General features: G+C 62.6%; 23 protein-coding genes. 8 read left to right on the top strand and 15 right to left on the bottom strand.

The window, feature by feature from the left end:
* Positions 1 to 4 precede the first annotated feature (4 nt).
* Genes virB9 through HL671_RS26530 form a run of 11 tightly spaced genes read right to left on the bottom strand, consistent with a single transcriptional unit; the run spans position 5 to position 8,394 of the window.
* Positions 5 to 808: a P-type conjugative transfer protein VirB9 gene (gene virB9, locus HL671_RS26580; RefSeq protein ID WP_172240245.1), complete on the bottom strand. Its 804-nt coding sequence runs from the start codon at positions 806 to 808 to the stop codon at positions 5 to 7.
* Positions 805 to 1,521 carry a VirB8 family type IV secretion system protein gene (locus HL671_RS26575; protein ID WP_172240243.1) on the bottom strand — a complete coding sequence of 239 codons (717 nt, stop codon included), beginning with the start codon at positions 1,519 to 1,521 and terminating at the stop codon, positions 805 to 807. The genes virB9 and HL671_RS26575 overlap by 4 nt, the downstream gene beginning before the upstream one ends.
* Positions 1,518 to 2,648, bottom strand: coding sequence for a TrbL/VirB6 family protein (locus HL671_RS26570; protein WP_172240241.1), 1,131 nt, complete (start codon positions 2,646 to 2,648; stop codon positions 1,518 to 1,520). The genes HL671_RS26575 and HL671_RS26570 overlap by 4 nt, the downstream gene beginning before the upstream one ends.
* 9 nt (positions 2,649 to 2,657) lie before the next feature.
* Complete coding sequence (locus HL671_RS26565) at positions 2,658 to 2,852, bottom strand: hypothetical protein (RefSeq protein ID WP_136655280.1); 195 nt, start codon at positions 2,850 to 2,852, stop codon at positions 2,658 to 2,660.
* Positions 2,849 to 3,043, bottom strand: a complete 195-nt coding sequence (locus HL671_RS26560) for a hypothetical protein (protein ID WP_172240239.1) — start codon at positions 3,041 to 3,043, stop codon at positions 2,849 to 2,851. Before HL671_RS26560 ends, HL671_RS26565 begins: the two co-directional genes overlap by 4 nt.
* Before the next feature lie 19 nt (positions 3,044 to 3,062).
* Complete coding sequence (locus HL671_RS26555; RefSeq protein WP_172240237.1) at positions 3,063 to 3,776, bottom strand: type IV secretion system protein; 714 nt, start codon at positions 3,774 to 3,776, stop codon at positions 3,063 to 3,065.
* Between the two features lie 10 nt (positions 3,777 to 3,786).
* Positions 3,787 to 4,635: a hypothetical protein gene (locus HL671_RS26550; protein WP_172240235.1), complete on the bottom strand. Its 849-nt coding sequence runs from the start codon at positions 4,633 to 4,635 to the stop codon at positions 3,787 to 3,789.
* Positions 4,632 to 7,043 (bottom strand): VirB4 family type IV secretion/conjugal transfer ATPase, encoded by a 2,412-nt coding sequence (locus HL671_RS26545; protein ID WP_172240233.1) that lies wholly within the window; start codon positions 7,041 to 7,043, stop codon positions 4,632 to 4,634. The genes HL671_RS26550 and HL671_RS26545 overlap by 4 nt, the downstream gene beginning before the upstream one ends.
* Positions 7,044 to 7,053: 10 nt before the next feature.
* The gene (locus HL671_RS26540; protein WP_172240231.1) at positions 7,054 to 7,350 is read right to left on the bottom strand and encodes a VirB3 family type IV secretion system protein; all 297 of its coding nucleotides are present in this window, start codon (positions 7,348 to 7,350) and stop codon (positions 7,054 to 7,056) included.
* Positions 7,347 to 7,652, bottom strand: coding sequence for a TrbC/VirB2 family type IV secretion system protein (locus HL671_RS26535; RefSeq protein ID WP_172240229.1), 306 nt, complete (start codon positions 7,650 to 7,652; stop codon positions 7,347 to 7,349). Before HL671_RS26535 ends, HL671_RS26540 begins: the two co-directional genes overlap by 4 nt.
* 13 nt (positions 7,653 to 7,665) lie before the next feature.
* Complete coding sequence (locus tag HL671_RS26530; protein ID WP_172240227.1) at positions 7,666 to 8,394, bottom strand: lytic transglycosylase domain-containing protein; 729 nt, start codon at positions 8,392 to 8,394, stop codon at positions 7,666 to 7,668.
* A 102-nt stretch (positions 8,395 to 8,496) separates the two neighbouring features.
* On the opposite strand from HL671_RS26530, the gene HL671_RS26525 reads away from it, so the two are divergent.
* From HL671_RS26525 to HL671_RS26490, 8 genes are all read left to right on the top strand, one after another.
* Positions 8,497 to 8,994, top strand: coding sequence for a hypothetical protein (locus tag HL671_RS26525; protein ID WP_172240225.1), 498 nt, complete (start codon positions 8,497 to 8,499; stop codon positions 8,992 to 8,994).
* Between the two features lies 1 nt (position 8,995).
* Complete coding sequence (locus tag HL671_RS26520; RefSeq protein WP_409862235.1) at positions 8,996 to 9,619, top strand: thermonuclease family protein; 624 nt, start codon at positions 8,996 to 8,998, stop codon at positions 9,617 to 9,619.
* Between the two features lie 9 nt (positions 9,620 to 9,628).
* Positions 9,629 to 9,964 carry a single-stranded DNA-binding protein gene (locus HL671_RS26515; RefSeq protein ID WP_172240222.1) on the top strand — a complete coding sequence of 112 codons (336 nt, stop codon included), beginning with the start codon at positions 9,629 to 9,631 and terminating at the stop codon, positions 9,962 to 9,964.
* Positions 9,951 to 10,532, top strand: a complete 582-nt coding sequence (locus tag HL671_RS26510; RefSeq protein ID WP_172240219.1) for a nuclease — start codon at positions 9,951 to 9,953, stop codon at positions 10,530 to 10,532. Before HL671_RS26515 ends, HL671_RS26510 begins: the two co-directional genes overlap by 14 nt.
* An 80-nt stretch (positions 10,533 to 10,612) precedes the next feature.
* On the top strand, positions 10,613 to 11,083 hold the full coding sequence (locus tag HL671_RS26505; protein ID WP_246705962.1) for a hypothetical protein: 471 nt from the start codon (positions 10,613 to 10,615) through the stop codon (positions 11,081 to 11,083).
* A 111-nt stretch (positions 11,084 to 11,194) separates the two neighbouring features.
* Positions 11,195 to 11,737 carry a hypothetical protein gene (locus HL671_RS26500; protein WP_246705961.1) on the top strand — a complete coding sequence of 181 codons (543 nt, stop codon included), beginning with the start codon at positions 11,195 to 11,197 and terminating at the stop codon, positions 11,735 to 11,737.
* Between the two features lie 43 nt (positions 11,738 to 11,780).
* Positions 11,781 to 12,263: a hypothetical protein gene (locus tag HL671_RS26495; protein ID WP_172240210.1), complete on the top strand. Its 483-nt coding sequence runs from the start codon at positions 11,781 to 11,783 to the stop codon at positions 12,261 to 12,263.
* Positions 12,260 to 12,952: an acyltransferase gene (locus tag HL671_RS26490; protein WP_172240207.1), complete on the top strand. Its 693-nt coding sequence runs from the start codon at positions 12,260 to 12,262 to the stop codon at positions 12,950 to 12,952. The genes HL671_RS26495 and HL671_RS26490 overlap by 4 nt, the downstream gene beginning before the upstream one ends.
* A 5-nt stretch (positions 12,953 to 12,957) precedes the next feature.
* Here HL671_RS26490 and HL671_RS26485 read toward each other — a convergent pair whose 3' ends face one another.
* The 4 genes from HL671_RS26485 to HL671_RS26470 form a co-directional block, all read right to left on the bottom strand.
* Positions 12,958 to 13,203 carry a hypothetical protein gene (locus HL671_RS26485; RefSeq protein ID WP_172240204.1) on the bottom strand — a complete coding sequence of 82 codons (246 nt, stop codon included), beginning with the start codon at positions 13,201 to 13,203 and terminating at the stop codon, positions 12,958 to 12,960.
* A gap of 31 nt (positions 13,204 to 13,234) precedes the next feature.
* Positions 13,235 to 13,858, bottom strand: coding sequence for an acyl-homoserine-lactone synthase (locus HL671_RS26480; protein ID WP_172240201.1), 624 nt, complete (start codon positions 13,856 to 13,858; stop codon positions 13,235 to 13,237).
* Between the two features lie 119 nt (positions 13,859 to 13,977).
* Positions 13,978 to 14,178, bottom strand: a complete 201-nt coding sequence (locus HL671_RS26475) for a WGR domain-containing protein (protein ID WP_246705971.1) — start codon at positions 14,176 to 14,178, stop codon at positions 13,978 to 13,980.
* 196 nt (positions 14,179 to 14,374) lie between these two features.
* A complete protein-coding gene (locus tag HL671_RS26470; RefSeq protein ID WP_172240195.1) occupies positions 14,375 to 14,827 on the bottom strand; it encodes a hypothetical protein in 453 nt (150 codons plus the stop codon).
* Positions 14,828 to 14,859: the final 32 nt, after the last annotated feature.

Below are 14,859 nucleotides of genomic sequence, written 5' to 3'. Positions count from 1 at the left end.
CGCTTCAGCCCCCAGCGAGTGACGCCGCACCGACACGCTGCGGCGCATACGGCTCAAGCCCGTTGGGCTCATGCACATTGGTCAGGCGGCGGTTGAAGATACACGTCGACTCCTGGCCGTTGCGCAGCGTCCACTGCGGCGAGACCTTATCGACGACGACATAGGGACCTTCGGTCCGATAGTTGACGAGGCTCTCGTTGCGATCGGCGTCGACGATATAGACCGCCGGCACCTCGCCTTCGAAGCGAAACCAGGTCTTCACGCCATCGTCGAAGACGGTAACCGGCTTGTTGGCGGATGAGCCCTTGTAACCATAGTCGCTGTTGGCATTCGCGATGTTGAGGTCTTTCAGATTCGGGTTGGCGGCGCGCTCCTTTGCTGCCGCAAGGAGCCCGGCGCTCGCTTCGTTCTCGGGAAAGCGAAAGCGAACTTCGTAGATCTGCGATGATGGCGGGCGCGTATTCGACCGGAGAATGAAACTGTAGATACGTCTGTCCGTGACGACATTGAGGTTCGACTGCGCGTTCTTTTCGACCGGCTTGACGAAGATGATATTGCCCTTGCGGTTGGGCTCGACCTTCCAGGCGACCGAATCGCCGAGCGCCAGCGTCTCGATCTTCTCATCCGGCTGCAGCTCGATCATCGTCGAGGTGCCGTAGGTGGCGTCGACGGCGGTGACGTTGTCTTTGTTATAGATGACATCGCGAACACGAGGATCGAGATGACCAGGCCGCGGCGTGGCCTCCGCGAAGGCCGATCCGGCGGGAAGCACCAGAAGCAGACTCAACGCAACGCAGCGTCCGATCATGGCTTCGCCTCCGCCGTTCCAGGCGAAGGCGCCGTTTCCTGATCGCGGCGATATTCCAGCGCCTGGAAGCCGAGCGGATTTTCGAACCTCCATTCGTTGCGCATCGGTGCGCCGGTGTAGCGGAAGCGCACAAGCGAAACCCAATGGCGGGTGATCGTGTTGGTGGCCGACTTCTCGTCCGTCGAGAACCGGACGAGCGCGGTACGATTGTTCGGGAACGTAACTGACTTGATGTTCACGGCGACCTCGGTGTTGGTGCCGTAAATCTTGACCGGGTTATTGGGATTGGCAGGAGAGTAGATTTCGGTCAGCTCGCGCGCAGCGTCACCTGATGCGAGCAGTTGCGCCAGGTCGAAATTGTCCTTGAGCGCCTTCGGATCGTAAGTCTCACGCGCCTTGATGTAGCGCACGACGTTGAACATCGTGACGGCCTCGTCCTGGGTCAGCGCGCCTTCGGCCATTGGCCGCTTGACCTCGACGAAGCCCGTCGCCTTGTCCACAACGACCATGTAGGGCTCGTAGGTCTTGAGCGGCACCAGCAGGGCAAGAACGCCCAGTGCGACGATCGCGACGACGCTCATGACGCTCGCAACGATCCAGGCGAGGGCTCGCGAATTGCGGTTCCGGCGCGCGATGTCGTGTTCCCATGTCGCGCCGTCCGCGTAGTACCGCGGATCGACCCGCGCCGGCTCCGAGGCTGCCGTCTCCGTCACGGGCGACCTCCGCTGCTAGGCGCCGGCGGCACTCCCGGATTGCGGAGCTGGTCAGCCAAGCGGCGAAATTCCGCGGATTGCGCCCAGGAGGCGGCCCGCAGTCCGACTCGCGCCCGCTGGCGGGAGGCGAGCTCCTCGCGGCGCGACATCGATGCGGGGTTCAACGGGTTGCGGAAGGCGAGCCGCGCACGATTGGCCGCGGCCCCGAGGCGGAAGCCCGTGGCGGTCGCGATGACGGATCCGATCCGCGGCGCGAAAATCGGAACTCCGCCGGCGATCGCGGCCGCGACATTGTTGATCTGGCTGAGCAGCAGGACGCCGATGATCGCCATCAGCACGACGGGACCGATGGTGGCCCAGGTCGCCGATTTCGAATTGGCGACGCCGTTCAATGTGTCGATTGATTGCTGGATCAGCGAGACATAGAAGGCGAGAAAAGCATAAACCAGCACTTGGACGACGAAATACTGAACCAGCGCGCTCATCCAGCCGCCAAAAAAACGCGTCGTCGCGCCAAACAGCAACAGGATGATGAAGACCGGCGCCAGCGCGAGCAAGAGCCACATGAACATCTTCGACAAGATGATCAGGAAGATCGCGAAGCCGATCAACAACGCCATCACCACATAGAAGACCGCGGCGAAGATGTAGGGCCCCCAATTGGTGATTCCGGCATTCTGCAGGAACGCTTCCGTAGCGCTGTTCGTGGTGTTCCACATGTTCTGCAGGGCCGACTGCACGCCGTTCACTGAATTGAGATTGGCGGCCGTGCCGGTGTTGTTGGCCGTGGTCACGACATTGAGCAAGGCATTGCCGATCGCCGAGGGACCGCTGTTCAGGGCGTTGTAGGCGAAGGTCTGGAAATCGCCCCAACTCGTCGCCATTGCGTAGATGAGGAACGCCCGGAACAGACGGAAGGCATGGTCGGCCGGACCGCCCGTCGCGGTCCCCTGCCAGATGCCGACGCCCCAAAAGATGACATAGAGCGTCAAGAGCAGGCCGGCGACGCCGGTCCCGCCGCCTGAGGTCGCCGCGCTGGCCAGGGCCTGATAGGCGCTCGAAACATAGTTCTGACCAAGCTGATCGACGGTTTGCAACAATGTCGTAATGTTGAATGTGTTCCCCATCGCCGCCTCTCAGATCGGCCGCATCGGGCCGCAGCGATCGAGCGCCTCGAGGGCGGGCAGCACGGCAGGTTGGGGCATCTCGCTATAGGCCAGCGGCGTTCCGCCTTCGTCGGGAGAACAGGGCGCCTTGAGCGGCCGGTAAGCGCAACCGGCGAGCGCACCCGCGACCAGGACAATGAACACCACACGCCAGCTCAGTCTCATTTCGTCGGCGCCTTTGGCTGCGTGAAGGTCATGGCGCGCGAGGCCGACGCGGCCGCATCATCATCGGACGCGCTCTGACCGCCGGGGTTGCTCGCGACCGGAGAAGGAGGCCGGGAGAGCAGGAATCGCCCGGCTAAAAGGCCGATCGCCAGGGCGACGACGGCTATGACGATCGCTGCTCGTTTCGACACGGTCGCTCCCCGATGTCTCTCACTGGGTGAATTTCATGGCGCGCGCGGCCGCCGACTGCGCCGCGATCCGGTCGAGATTGGCCTGGTTCGCGGCGGTCGCGGCATTGTTCACAACGCCGTTCAGCTCGTTGATCGTCTGGCCCGTCTGGATCTGGACCTGCGTGTTCTGATCGACGCTGCCCTTGAGGTCCTGGGCGGTGCCGATCTGCTGCCCGCCCTGCGTGAAGGCCTGAGATCGCGTCTGCATCGCGGTTTGCGTCGAATTGATCAAACCGGAGAGCGTCGCGGCGACATTGACCGAGTTCTTGTAAGCCGTGTCCACAGGATTGGTCTGTCCGTTCGCTAGCCCCGTGATCGTCTGCACGAGCTGCAAGCCGTTGATCAGCGTCGAGACGATGTTCTGCGACCCAGCGCCCATACCCGCGAAGGAGAGCGCGCCACCCGAAATCACCGAGCCGAGCGATGGCGCTTGCGCCATCGAAAAACCGCCTCCCAGCGCCATCTGAGCGAGAGAGCCTTGCGCTTGCGACGACCGATCGCCGGTGACGGCCTGCAGCGTCTTTTGCGTGAATTGCAGAATCTGCTGATCCGCTGTGAGGATCTGCTGCGTGCTGGTCGCGATCTGTTGCGCCTTGGTGAGATTGGCGCTGTCGATCACCGGGACCTGCGCATTGGCTTGCGGGGCGACGGCGAGCCCGATGACGAAGACCGCAATTGCGAGATGAATGCGCATCAAAGCCTCCCTAGTGGCTGTTGCTGGAGATCAGCGCCGCTGCATTGGCCGCGTTCTGGATCTGCGCCAGATAGAACAGAACATTCCCGTCAGTATCGACGTAGCGCGCGCTGACGCAGGCGGGATCAGGCGGCGAGCCGGGCGGCGTGGTCGAGCAGGTCGACGGCGTGCGGCACGGATCCGATGGAGTTCCCGAGCCGATCAGTCCGGCCGGGCACGCCGGTCCCGAAATCGGCTGGCTATTGGTGTTTGACGTCGCACGCATGCCGAGCGCCGCGCGGCTCATGTCGCTTGTCATGGCGAGGTTGAGTGCGTTGATCGCGGTCACCCAGAGATTCGCCGACCCGATCGCGCCGTTCCAGGCGAGATTGTTCTGCAGCCGCGCCGCGCTGTTCATGTCGATCGACGCCATGACGGTCTGGGCGGTGCCCACCTGCTGGCTCGCGGACTGGAAGGCGGATTTCGCTGCGGTCATGGTCGAACCGCTGGCATTGAGTCCGGCCACGACATTGCCGCTCGACTGAAAGAGAGTCTGGTCGTTGAGCGCCGCGCCCTGGGCGGTCGTATCCGGGGTCGTCGGCTGATCCGGGGCATAAGATTGGATGGCCTGCGCGCCGGCTCCGCTCTGCGGCTGCACCGTCGGGTTGGTCACGCTGGCTTTCTTGCCGGTCGTGACCGCGCAATGAACGCCGTTGTTCGCATCCTGCCGCTGCGTTGTCACCGGCACCAATTTGACGGTCGTGCCCGCGGTCAGCGATTTCTGCGTCAATTGAGCGGCGTCATTCACCGGAATGTCGGCCAGCGCCGGGACCGCGCCCCCAACGATAAGGCCCGCAACCAGAACCATGCGTCCGATCATGACGCCGCCCTCCCCATGAAGACCGGCAACCATGCTGCCGGATCGTCTCCCAGCTTGGCGCGCAGCGCGTCCAGTTCGGCGACCGTCTCGGTGCGCCCCGACAGGACCTTGATCAGGTCCGGCATGCCGGCGAGGTTGAGACGCGCGACGACGCTGTCGCGGCCATGCTTGATCAAAAAGGACCGGCTCTCGGGCGCGGTCGAACGGATCCAGGTGACTTCGCGTCCCGACAAACGGAAGGCTTGCCGATAGCTCTCGTCGTCGGCTTTCGGATTGGGAAAGAAGATGTTGGTGCTGGTCTGCTCGATCAGCGTATTGGAGGCCTTGGAGCGCACGATGTCGGCCGCCGACTGGGTGCCGAAGCCGACAATGCCGTTCTGTTTGCGAATGGTCTTGAGCTTGTCACGGATAAAGAAGGCGAAAACCTCGTCGTCGAGGAGCCGCCAGCCCTCGTCGAGGAAGATCATGACGGGATCGCCGGTCAGGAGCTCGTCGATGCGGTGGAAGATGTACATTAGCGCCGCGGTGCGCACGACGGGATCGTCGAGCACGCGCGTCATGTCGAAGCCGAACACGGTCGAAAGCGAGAATTGGTCCTGTTCGTTGTTAAACAGCCAGCCTCTCTGATCGGCACGCAACCAGCTTTCGAGCCGGGCTAGGAGATCGCCCTCGCCCGCGCGGATGCGGCCGCGCAGCAAGGTCGAGAAGGCTTTCAACGTCCGCCCCTCGGGGCCGGCGCTGAGCGCCGCTGCGATGGCGTTGCGAATCACCTGCTCTTCCGAGGCCGTCAGCTCTGCGCCATTCGCCGGCCGCAGCATGAAGGCGAAGAGCTGGTAAAGAAACTCACGATTGGGCGCGGTATCAGGAAGCGACAGAGGGTTGAATCCGGTCGGCTCACCCGGCACCAGCGTCTCATATTGGCCGCCCAGCGCGCGCAGGAAGATTTCCGCCCCGCGGTCCTTGTCGACGAAGACGAGCTTCGGCCGCGGTTCGATGCGCTGGGTTTGCGCCGCGATGAAGGACAGGAACACCGTTTTGCCGGAGCCGGTGGGACCGACCACGGTGAAGTTGCCGATATCGCGGACGTGATGATTGTAATAGTAAGCCGTCTGCGACGTGGTCTCGAACACCGAGATCGCCGGTCCCCAATGATTGCCGTCCGGCCGGCCGCTCGGGTAATTGTGCAGCGACGTGAAGCCCGCGAAATTCTTCGACGAGATGATCGCCTTGCGTGCGATGTAGCCGAAATTACCCGGAAGCTGCGCCCAGAACGAGGGCTCGCAGTTGAGATCCTCGCGCACCCAGATTACTGAGCGATCGGTTAGCGCAGCGCCGACCGCCGTCACCGCAGCGCCAACCTCGGCGAGATCCCGGCCGAGGCACATCACCGTCATGTGGTGTTCGCCGTAGATCGCCTCCGAGGCGAGCAATTCGTCGCGTGCGTCATCGAGATGTTCGGCGACGATCGACCCGGCCTCATCCGACATGTCGACCTGGCGCGAGACGCGGTCGATCTGCTTGGCGGCCTCCGGCCGGTCCACGATCGCAAAGCTCTGCGCCGCGATGAACTCGTGCGGCACGCGCAGCAAATTGTCGAACGAGCCTGGTCCGGTTTGAGCCGGGTATTCCCGAATCGCCACCATGGCGGCAAAGCGGCTGTCTTCCGGCCCGGCGCCGCGGACCTCGATGGCGTTACGGCCAAAGAAGAGGCGCTTCAACGACAAGGCGTCGGCGATGTCCATGCGCGGCAGCGCCATCGGCCGCGGGATGCCGCCGTTCAGAATCTGCACCAGAAATTCCAGCGGCTCGGAGAACCAGACGCCCTCGCGGCGCACGACGCCAAGCTGACGTGCGCCATAGCCGGCGAGATTTTCACGCACAGCCGTCGCGGCGTCGCGTAGTTCGTTGAGCGCCGTTTGTCGCGCAACTGATTCGCCACCCGCGTCCTTGCGGCCCAGCACCTTCGTCAGCATGGCATCGAAGGTTCCCGCCTGTCCCTGCAGCGGGCGCCTGATGATGGTCAGATAAAGATCGTTGACGAACATCCGACGCTTCGAAAGCGCGGCGTCGTAGCGTTCGTCGAGCTCGCGACAGAGCACGTTGTCGAAGGTCGATTCGATGCGCGGCTGGACCTCGCGGCGAATGATATGCGCCGTCAGCGCGAAACGCGAGTTTGCCAGCGTCCGCACGACGTCATTGCGGCCGAGAAGCCGAGCATTCACCTCGCTCATATCCGAGGTCTCGAACGAGTAGCCGTCGAGCTTGAGCACGGTCATAACGAGGCCGTCGCGCGTCTTGATGATGTTGTCATCGACATGGCGGGTATACGGCACATGCGAGGCGACCGGGCGCTCACGCCGGGAGATCGTGCCGAAGGTCAGTTCATCGAGGAGTGCGCGCGCCACCATTGCCGTCACCTCATGCCGCGTAGCTGTCGGCGCCCCAGAATCCGCGCGAGCGCGGGGGGCATTTGGTCGACTTTACGAAAAGAATTTCGAAGATGCGGTCGTCGCGCAGCGTCATCACGAAGCCGAAGAGATGCAGCGGGATCGCGACCAGCAACATGAAGAGGTTGTGCGAGACAAGAAAGCAGACGCTCGAGACCACGCCGTTGAACATGAAATACATGTACGGCACACCCATCAGTGTCGGCGCGCGGGTCAGCGCCTTGACGAGCGGCGTGATCAGCGGGTCCTCGAGCTCGTCTTCTGTCATTGTCCGACCGCCGATTGGAAGAACTGGACGATCTGCGCCGAGCCGAACACCAGCACGATGCCAAAGATGACGCTGCCGGCGATGCCCCAAGTGAGCCGGCCAGACCAGGCGAAAAACCCGCAGGCGATGACGGCGAGGGTCGCCAATGCGGTGGCGATCGGCCCTGTGAGCGCAGACACCAATTGCGTCAAGGTCGATTGAACAGGCTGCAGCGTGCCCCCGCTCGACTGCGCTTGCGCATTCACCATGCTCAAGAGAAATAGGCTTCCGCCCAGAATTGGTCTCGATAGCGATCGTCTCATCGGCTCCCTCCCGTTAGTCGACATGCATGACGAACCCGTCGCTCCACTGCGCCGGATCGCGCGACTGGGCGGCGGGTTTTGTCTCAGTGACGGAGCCGGTTTGCGGAGGCTCGATCAGGTCGGCGACCGCAGCGGACTTGTCGCGCGTTGGACGCGACACAGCCGCGCTTGGGCTCGGCCAGGCGTAGAAGTCGTTGATGACTTGCGCGACGAAGCGCACGGTTTCGGGGTAAGGCGGCAGGCCGCGGTTCTTGTCCACCGGGTCCTCGCCGGCGTTATAGGCCGCAACGATATAGAGGGGATTGCGGTATCGGGTGGTGAGCGCCTGGAGATAGCGGACGCCGCCACGGACATTGTCGGCCGGATCGCACAGATCGACTTTGAAGCGCCGTGCCGTGTCAGGCATCAATTGCATCAACCCGAAAGCGCCCTTATCCGACAGCGCGATCGCGTCGAAATGGCTCTCGTTCTTGGCGACCGAGAGCGTGAAGTCGGGCGAGAAACGCTCCTCGGCCGCGATCCGGCCGATCAAAGCGCGCGCGTCCTCGGGCGTCATCGCCTTCGCCTTCGGACACGGCGTGGCGCCCCTGACGGTGCCGATGGTTTGAACGACGGCGACCGGCGACGCGACCGGCAAAATCCGACCGGATCCGTCGACGGCTGCGAGCCGGGTGTCCTGCGCTTGGGCGCTGGACACCACAGCCAGAAGGCCGAAACCTATTGCTATGGCGCGTCTCGACATGCCACCCCGCCCCGCATTTTCGAATAGACAATATATTGAATGTTGATACTCTGGCAACAGGAGAGATGATCGATCCACACCAGGCTCGCTTGCGGAGGGACGATGACGCGCTGTGCAGCTTTGTTGATCGGCGTGGCTGGCGCGGCGATGCTGGCCGGCGCGGGCCGCGGCGAGGCGCAGGACGCCTCCTTTGGATGCAAGGTGCTGCTGTGCGCGGCCGCCGGCAATCCGAGCTGGTCAGGGATTCCCTATTGCGTGCCCGTGATGCAGAGCCTGTTTCACAGCCTGGCGCATGGAGGGAGTTGGCCGAGCTGCTCGGAAGGCAATGCGAGCGGTCTTGGATATGAGCCTTATCAGGCCTGTCCAGCCGGGTTGACGGCGGTGCAGTTGGGTTCCGACGGCGACGCAGGCTATTCGGCGGCGCTGAACGGCAATCTATGCGCCGATTTGTCGAGGCCCTCGCAGACATGCTCGGGAGACAACGGCTGCACCACGGACTATCCGACCACGCCCCGGCAGGCGCGCGACGATCCATATTTCGTTGACATCACGACGGCCAACGGCGTGCAACGTGTCTACTTCTCGCTGCAGGGCTACTGACATGCGGCATCTGCGGCGGCTCCTCACCGTGCTGACCTTCTGCAGTATGCCGCTCGCCGCGAACGCTCAGACATCGTCTCCGGCTTGGTTTCCCGTGCCGCCAAACGCGATCTACCTGACGGGGGACAGTTGGTCGGCCGATGCTGTGACCTATCGCCTTTACGGCGTCCAAGCCTGTCTTCGCGGCACGAGTTTCACCAACGGCCACGGGCTGAAGCGCGATTGCGGGGAAGCTTCGCTCGCGATGCTCGTCGCGCTGACCCGCGATCTGCGACCGCAATGCTACAATGCCGTCGAAGTGCCGCAGACACGCACCATCTTCGTCTTTTGTGTCGCCATCCCGACGACAGGCGCAGGCGCTGGCTCCCGCATCGATCTTGGGACGGCATTGATCGCAACCGGATTCGCGTTCGCCTCGCTCAAACCCGATGGCCAACCGGTCCATCCGCCATATTGGGTCGCCCAAGAGATCGCAGCACAAAGCAAGGCCGGTCTCTGGGCGTTTGCGGATCTCCCCGATCCGAATGCGATCATTCTTAAGACGCTGCAGCGCCCGGCCGCCTCAGAGCTGACATTGCCAGCGCCCGCCGTGGCGCCGTCGTCCAATACCCCACAGCAACCATAGGAGACAGCCTTGCGAAGTACGAACCTCTTCATTCTGCGCGGCCGCGTCGGCCAAGCGCCGAAGGCCTTCAACAAGGCTGCGAAAATCAATGTGGCGACCGACCGCGCCTGGACGGATGCAAAGGGTGAGCGACGCGAAGAAACCCACTGGGTGACCGTCACGATCCTCAACGAAAAGGCGGCCCAATGGGCGATCGCCAACATCGCGAAAGGCGATGCGGTGTATGCCGAATGTCGTATCGCCGACGGCAGCTACAAGAAGGACGGCGAGACCGTCTACACGACCGATATCATCGCCAACGTCTTCCACAAGCTCGATCTCGGATCGCGCGATGACGCGGCTTAGTGCGATCCTGATCGCAGTTGCCGGGTTGGTGCTATTGCCCGGCAATGCGGGAGCCCAGTCCGCGAACGCGCCGTCGAGCATCTACACTCCGAAAACGCAGCCGCAACCGCAGCCCCTTCGTGTCGAGGTGATCGACGGCACCCGCTTCCGGGACATTGAAACCCGCACGGTTTACCGGCTTTATGGTATCGAGGCCTGCGCGCCTGATCAAACGGCCCGGCTCGGACGGCAGCCGTGGCCTTGCGGCGCCATGGCCGTAGCCTGGCTCGTCACCGCAACCCTCAACAGATGGCTTGCGTGCGGCAGCGTGCGCGCGGAGGGTGACGAGCAGCTTGTCCGCTGCGCGACTGCCGGCCATGCCGACCTCGCCGCCGACATGCTCCACGACGGCGTTGCGGTCCTCGCACCGCTGGCGCCGGACGATCTGAAGATCCCCTCTTACGCCGCCGCCCAAGCGGACGCGCGCAAAGCTTATCGCGGCTTGTGGTCGAGCACTTTCGAAATGCCATGGGACTGGCGGACGCGACGGGACCGGCAATCGGCATTGGATAATGAGGTCCGCCGGTGACAACACAATCGCGGCCAAACGCCCTCGTCCTTCCGCTTCTTCTCCTCCTAGCCGGTTGCGCTGCTCCGGCAGGTCCTGTCGTGAACGGACCGCCGCTTGGTCCGGAACCGCTCTTCGCACCTGAACAAGTCAAGCCTGGGCGATTGGAATATGCGCCCGACCGGTCGACGTTCGCGCCGATCCTGACCGAGCGCTTCCCCTATCCGACACAGGTCGAAGCCAATGCCGCCTATCTGCGCTTGTTGGCGACCGCGCCGGGGAATCGCAGCTATCCCGTCTCGATCTGGCTCTTCGGCTGCAAGCCCGGGATGCTCGACCAGCAAACCGCTCGCGTGACCCGCTATCGCGGCCCCGTCGTCCATTGCGCGACAGATTTTCTCGATGGCTCAGGTCGGCGTATGCGGCGAGAGACCGCGAACTTCTATTATTACGACGCTATTTGGACGATGCAGCCGGTCTATCCGCCGCTCGCCGCGGTTCCTTGGCGCAATCGCGAAAGGTCCCCGAAGGATTTCTGGGGGTGGCTGCCCGGCCGGCCACGATACGAGTAGGACCGCTCGTCCGTGCAACCCGCAAATGTGTCGACAAGCGAAAGACAGTATATTAGATGTCGTTCTAAGCGAAGGCGGCTCGGAGCCGTGCTGCTCATGGGGATGGGACTGATGACGGGCGAGGCGTTCACGGTAGCCAAAGCACAGTCGCTGACCCCCGATCCAGGGACCTGGCGGCCGATGTCCTACGCGGATCTGCAACGGCCGTCACAGGTGACAGCCACCTACACCGACATTTGGAAGGACGCGATCGAGGAGAACAATCGGAACTATCGCGCGCGGGGCGACGAGCGCTTTGCGGCCGGTAATGCACCGGTTACCGAAGCCCATTTCGTCATCTGGAGTGCGCGACGCTCGGTCGTTCTCAGCGCCCTCAACACCGCGACCGCCTGCGAGGTCAAGAGAGTCGATCGGGTCGCTCATGTGACGATCAAGCTCTGCCCTTTGCGCATGGCCATCTATGAAGGCGTGCAGGTGCGCACGCTGGAGGCCGGCCGTGCCTGTTTTCTCGAACCCGAAGCCGGCGCGGGCGTCGATACGACCGCGACGGCCGCTTACGCCTCCTATGACGTTCCGACCAGGACGGTGAAGATCGGAATGATCGTCAATCATGCGGCCGTCGACGGGTGTTCTTTCAATGTGCCCCTGCACTAGCACCGGTCAATCGGCACGAACCGTTCGCAGGAGAAATCCGACCATGCGCGCCACCGCCTCATGGCTGAGCTGCCTCGGCCTTGCCGGATTGATCCTTGCTTCGCCGTCGAGCGCGGCGGAGATGAGTTTTGCCTACAAGACCTCGTATCGCAACGTCGCGAAGGATCCCGACGGGATCTGGACAGGGAACGATCTTGCGATTGGCCCGAAGGGCACTGTGACGATCCACGAATTTGTTCTGCGCACGCCCAAGGGCGAACTGATCGTCTCGCAGATCTGGAACGAGGACTGCTCGTCCGGCACCTGCCCGACGCGCCTTGTCCGCGTCGACTCCGATGGACGCCGAACGGTGCTTGTCGCCGATCTGATGCATCAAATCGTACCACCCGACGATCCGCGTTTCGCCGATCTGGCTGCAAATAAGACGCTCACCCAATTTGCCCAACACCCGTTCGCGCTCAGCGAGGACGGAATGACGCTCGTCAACGGGGACTACAAATTCGCGATCACCGGAGCGAAGCCATGAATGCGCGACATGCAGTCCGTCGCGCCATCGCCGACGCGGGTCTTCTCCTCTGCCTGTCGGCAGCGGCGGCGTTTGCTGGCGAGTCGGCCGCAAATCTGACGGCGGCCGGCATCCCGTCGAACTGCGCGGACTTCGCATCCAAGGTCTCAGGCAGCGAGGGGAATTTCGGAACGGTCAATCAGTTCGGGTGCCTCGGCGCGTTCCAGTTCTGCCCGGGCACCTTCGAGCGCTACTACAGCGGCAGCGCCCAAAGTTTCCTCAACAATCCCTCCGCGCAGACGGCTGCCTGGACGCAATACGAACAGAATTCCTGGGCCCAGGCACAAAAGAACGGGCTGACCTCGATCGTCGGCCAGCAAGTTTGCTCGGGCTCGAAATGTGCGACAATCGACCAGTCGTCGATCCTGATGGCTTGCCAGTTCGGTTGCGGGTCGAACGGCAAGCTCGCGAATTACGTGGCGAGCGGGGATTGTAACGCACGCAATGTCAAGGATGGAAACGGTGTGAGCGTTTGCACCTATTTGGTGCGCGGTGCGGGCTACGATGTCTCCTGTTTCACCGGACAGAACTCGACCGTCTGCGTCCAGGCGCCAACGGGGCCAGGCGACTTTCCGACTTCGACCGGCGTTGCCGCGAATCCGCCGAGCGCTTCCTCGGCATCGGTTATCGTGGGCCCGAACGACGTCTAAGCCGGTCAGTTGATCTCCGACGGGTCGCGGATGATGAATGGCGCGAAAAAGTTGAGCTGCTCTTCAGTCGTCGCACAAAGATCGCCGCCCCGGTAGTGAGCATGCACCAAGGCCCAAAAAACCACCTCGTCTGATCGGCCCGCAAACAGGGCCTTCTGCAAGGTTCGCCCGATCAACGTGACAGCACGAACATGATCGTATCGTGTGTGCAGTTCATGAGCGACGATCTTTGTATCGGCAGTCCGAATCACCTTACTTCCTCCTGTTGCGCTTCTCTTGTTGTTAGGCTGCCGACGGCCAAGGCGCCGTCGTCAGCACTGGCGCATCGCAACCGCGCGCATCGTGGATCGCGGCCAAGGTCTCACGATTGAACGACATGCGCAGCGCGACCACTTCGTCACGGCCAATACGTTTGGGGAATCCGAGCGGCCGCACGAAGAAGCGGAGTTGCATTGCAATCACCATCAGGCGCCAGTCGATGGCGACTGTGACGGTGTCCACGCGATTCGCCATTCCCCATTCGACCACGCCTTGCGCCAACTCGAGGAACGGACTGTCGCCGCGTGGGCGCATTTCGCGTTGGCCGGGCGCGACGCAAAACCGCGTCCATTCGAAAACACGTGGGCCGCGGGGCGGGCGCCGGCGGCACAAGTCGCTGAGCACGTCGCTCAGGAGATGCGGCCGGGTCGTGGGCAGTAGACGCTGATAACCCACGATGTCATTGCCGCGTAGGCAGATTTGATGAATCGCATGGGGGTCATCGAAGCGATCGCGCTCCAAACCGTCAGCTTGACGCAACTCGTCCCAGCCCTTCTCGTCGACAAAGATCGCGTGGCGAAAGCGGTAAGCGCGATCCATCAGGGCGGCATGTCGACTGACGTCCGAACCGGAAATAACCATCAGCATGGGGAACTCCTCGGCTGTTGCAACAAGCCGAGTTGGTCACGGTCGGCGCCAAGGCGGTATGGCTACAAACCACCATTGCGGCGCGCCGCGCTGCGTGATTCCACAAATTCGGAGGTATTCTAAGGACGCGTGCGGCGTTGGACGTAACCACGTTTTCTCTTGCGGGCAAGCCATGTGTCGAGCGCAACGCGCGCGTCAGCGACCTGACCGAAGAATTCGCTGCGACGACGGCCGAGCCTTCCAATACATCCCCATTCTCGTACCAACGCGCTGTTGCCGAACAATGTCTGTTCAACGGACAGCACGTAAAACCGCGCCATGTTCTTGGCCGGATCGATGCGCTCCAGCACGATGTGGACCCGACCGAGATCGACGAAATGAGGGGATGACATAGCGAATCGTCGCACCAGCCAATGCGCGAAGTCCAATTGATATTTTGAATCAAAGCCGCAGGATTGATTCGTCGGACCGATCGATCACGCGCGCGAGGCTGCGGGTGGAGGGCGCAGCATCAATCTAATCCGCCCACGCCGCGCCAAGCACTTTCTCGGTGTTTCTGAGAACCGACGCAACCTCGGGGCAAACGTATTTGTAAGCTTTTACAGAATACGGCTTCTTGGTGATGGCCGCGATGAGCTTCGCCAGCTCGCCGAGCTTGTGCTCCTCGCCCTTGGCGATCGCGATGACCTTTATTCCGTATTTTCCGTCGACGGTGTTCTCCGTCCACCATTTATTCACGGCGTCATTCCTGGGCATGGCCTTGCCCAATTCGATGTGAACGAGCTCGCCGGCGATGACCCGGAGCCCGACCGTGCAATACCAGAGGAAGAGTTCGCCTCTCGCGTCGCGCGCAGCATGGTCGCGATCATCGCAAATGAAGAAATCGCTCTTCCTCAAATCCTTGATGCGTTTGTCGCCGAAACCGCCGAGCGCCTTGAACAGGCGGCCTTTCAGAGTGATGTCGTCCAACTGTGCCTCCCGTCTCGTTCGCTGCGGGTAGT

Source organism: Bradyrhizobium denitrificans (assembly GCF_013179005.1).
In the GTDB taxonomy this organism is placed as follows: Bacteria; Pseudomonadota; Alphaproteobacteria; order Rhizobiales; family Xanthobacteraceae; genus Bradyrhizobium; species Bradyrhizobium denitrificans.
The sequence above is the reverse complement of the archived record's forward strand: the minus strand, read 5'-3'. Positions and strand labels throughout refer to the sequence as shown.

Coding starts and splice junctions, on each gene's coding strand:
- HL671_RS26500 (WP_246705961.1), top strand. CDS start 11,195: ATGACGGGCGAGGCGTTCACGGTAGCCAAAGCACAGTCGCTGACCCCC.
- HL671_RS26510 (WP_172240219.1), top strand. CDS start 9,951: ATGACGCGGCTTAGTGCGATCCTGATCGCAGTTGCCGGGTTGGTGCTA.
- HL671_RS26530 (WP_172240227.1), bottom strand. CDS start 8,394: ATGTCGAGACGCGCCATAGCAATAGGTTTCGGCCTTCTGGCTGTGGTG.
- HL671_RS26555 (WP_172240237.1), bottom strand. CDS start 3,776: ATGCGCATTCATCTCGCAATTGCGGTCTTCGTCATCGGGCTCGCCGTC.
- HL671_RS26570 (WP_172240241.1), bottom strand. CDS start 2,648: ATGGGGAACACATTCAACATTACGACATTGTTGCAAACCGTCGATCAG.
- HL671_RS26550 (WP_172240235.1), bottom strand. CDS start 4,635: ATGATCGGACGCATGGTTCTGGTTGCGGGCCTTATCGTTGGGGGCGCG.
- HL671_RS26540 (WP_172240231.1), bottom strand. CDS start 7,350: ATGACAGAAGACGAGCTCGAGGACCCGCTGATCACGCCGCTCGTCAAG.
- HL671_RS26545 (WP_172240233.1), bottom strand. CDS start 7,043: ATGGTGGCGCGCGCACTCCTCGATGAACTGACCTTCGGCACGATCTCC.
- HL671_RS26480 (WP_172240201.1), bottom strand. CDS start 13,858: ATGCTGATGGTTATTTCCGGTTCGGACGTCAGTCGACATGCCGCCCTG.
- HL671_RS26520 (WP_409862235.1), top strand. CDS start 8,996: ATGCGGCATCTGCGGCGGCTCCTCACCGTGCTGACCTTCTGCAGTATG.
- HL671_RS26475 (WP_246705971.1), bottom strand. CDS start 14,178: ATGGCGCGGTTTTACGTGCTGTCCGTTGAACAGACATTGTTCGGCAAC.
- virB9 (WP_172240245.1), bottom strand. CDS start 808: ATGATCGGACGCTGCGTTGCGTTGAGTCTGCTTCTGGTGCTTCCCGCC.
- HL671_RS26495 (WP_172240210.1), top strand. CDS start 11,781: ATGCGCGCCACCGCCTCATGGCTGAGCTGCCTCGGCCTTGCCGGATTG.
- HL671_RS26565 (WP_136655280.1), bottom strand. CDS start 2,852: ATGAGACTGAGCTGGCGTGTGGTGTTCATTGTCCTGGTCGCGGGTGCG.
- HL671_RS26490 (WP_172240207.1), top strand. CDS start 12,260: ATGAATGCGCGACATGCAGTCCGTCGCGCCATCGCCGACGCGGGTCTT.
- HL671_RS26535 (WP_172240229.1), bottom strand. CDS start 7,652: ATGAGACGATCGCTATCGAGACCAATTCTGGGCGGAAGCCTATTTCTC.
- HL671_RS26525 (WP_172240225.1), top strand. CDS start 8,497: ATGACGCGCTGTGCAGCTTTGTTGATCGGCGTGGCTGGCGCGGCGATG.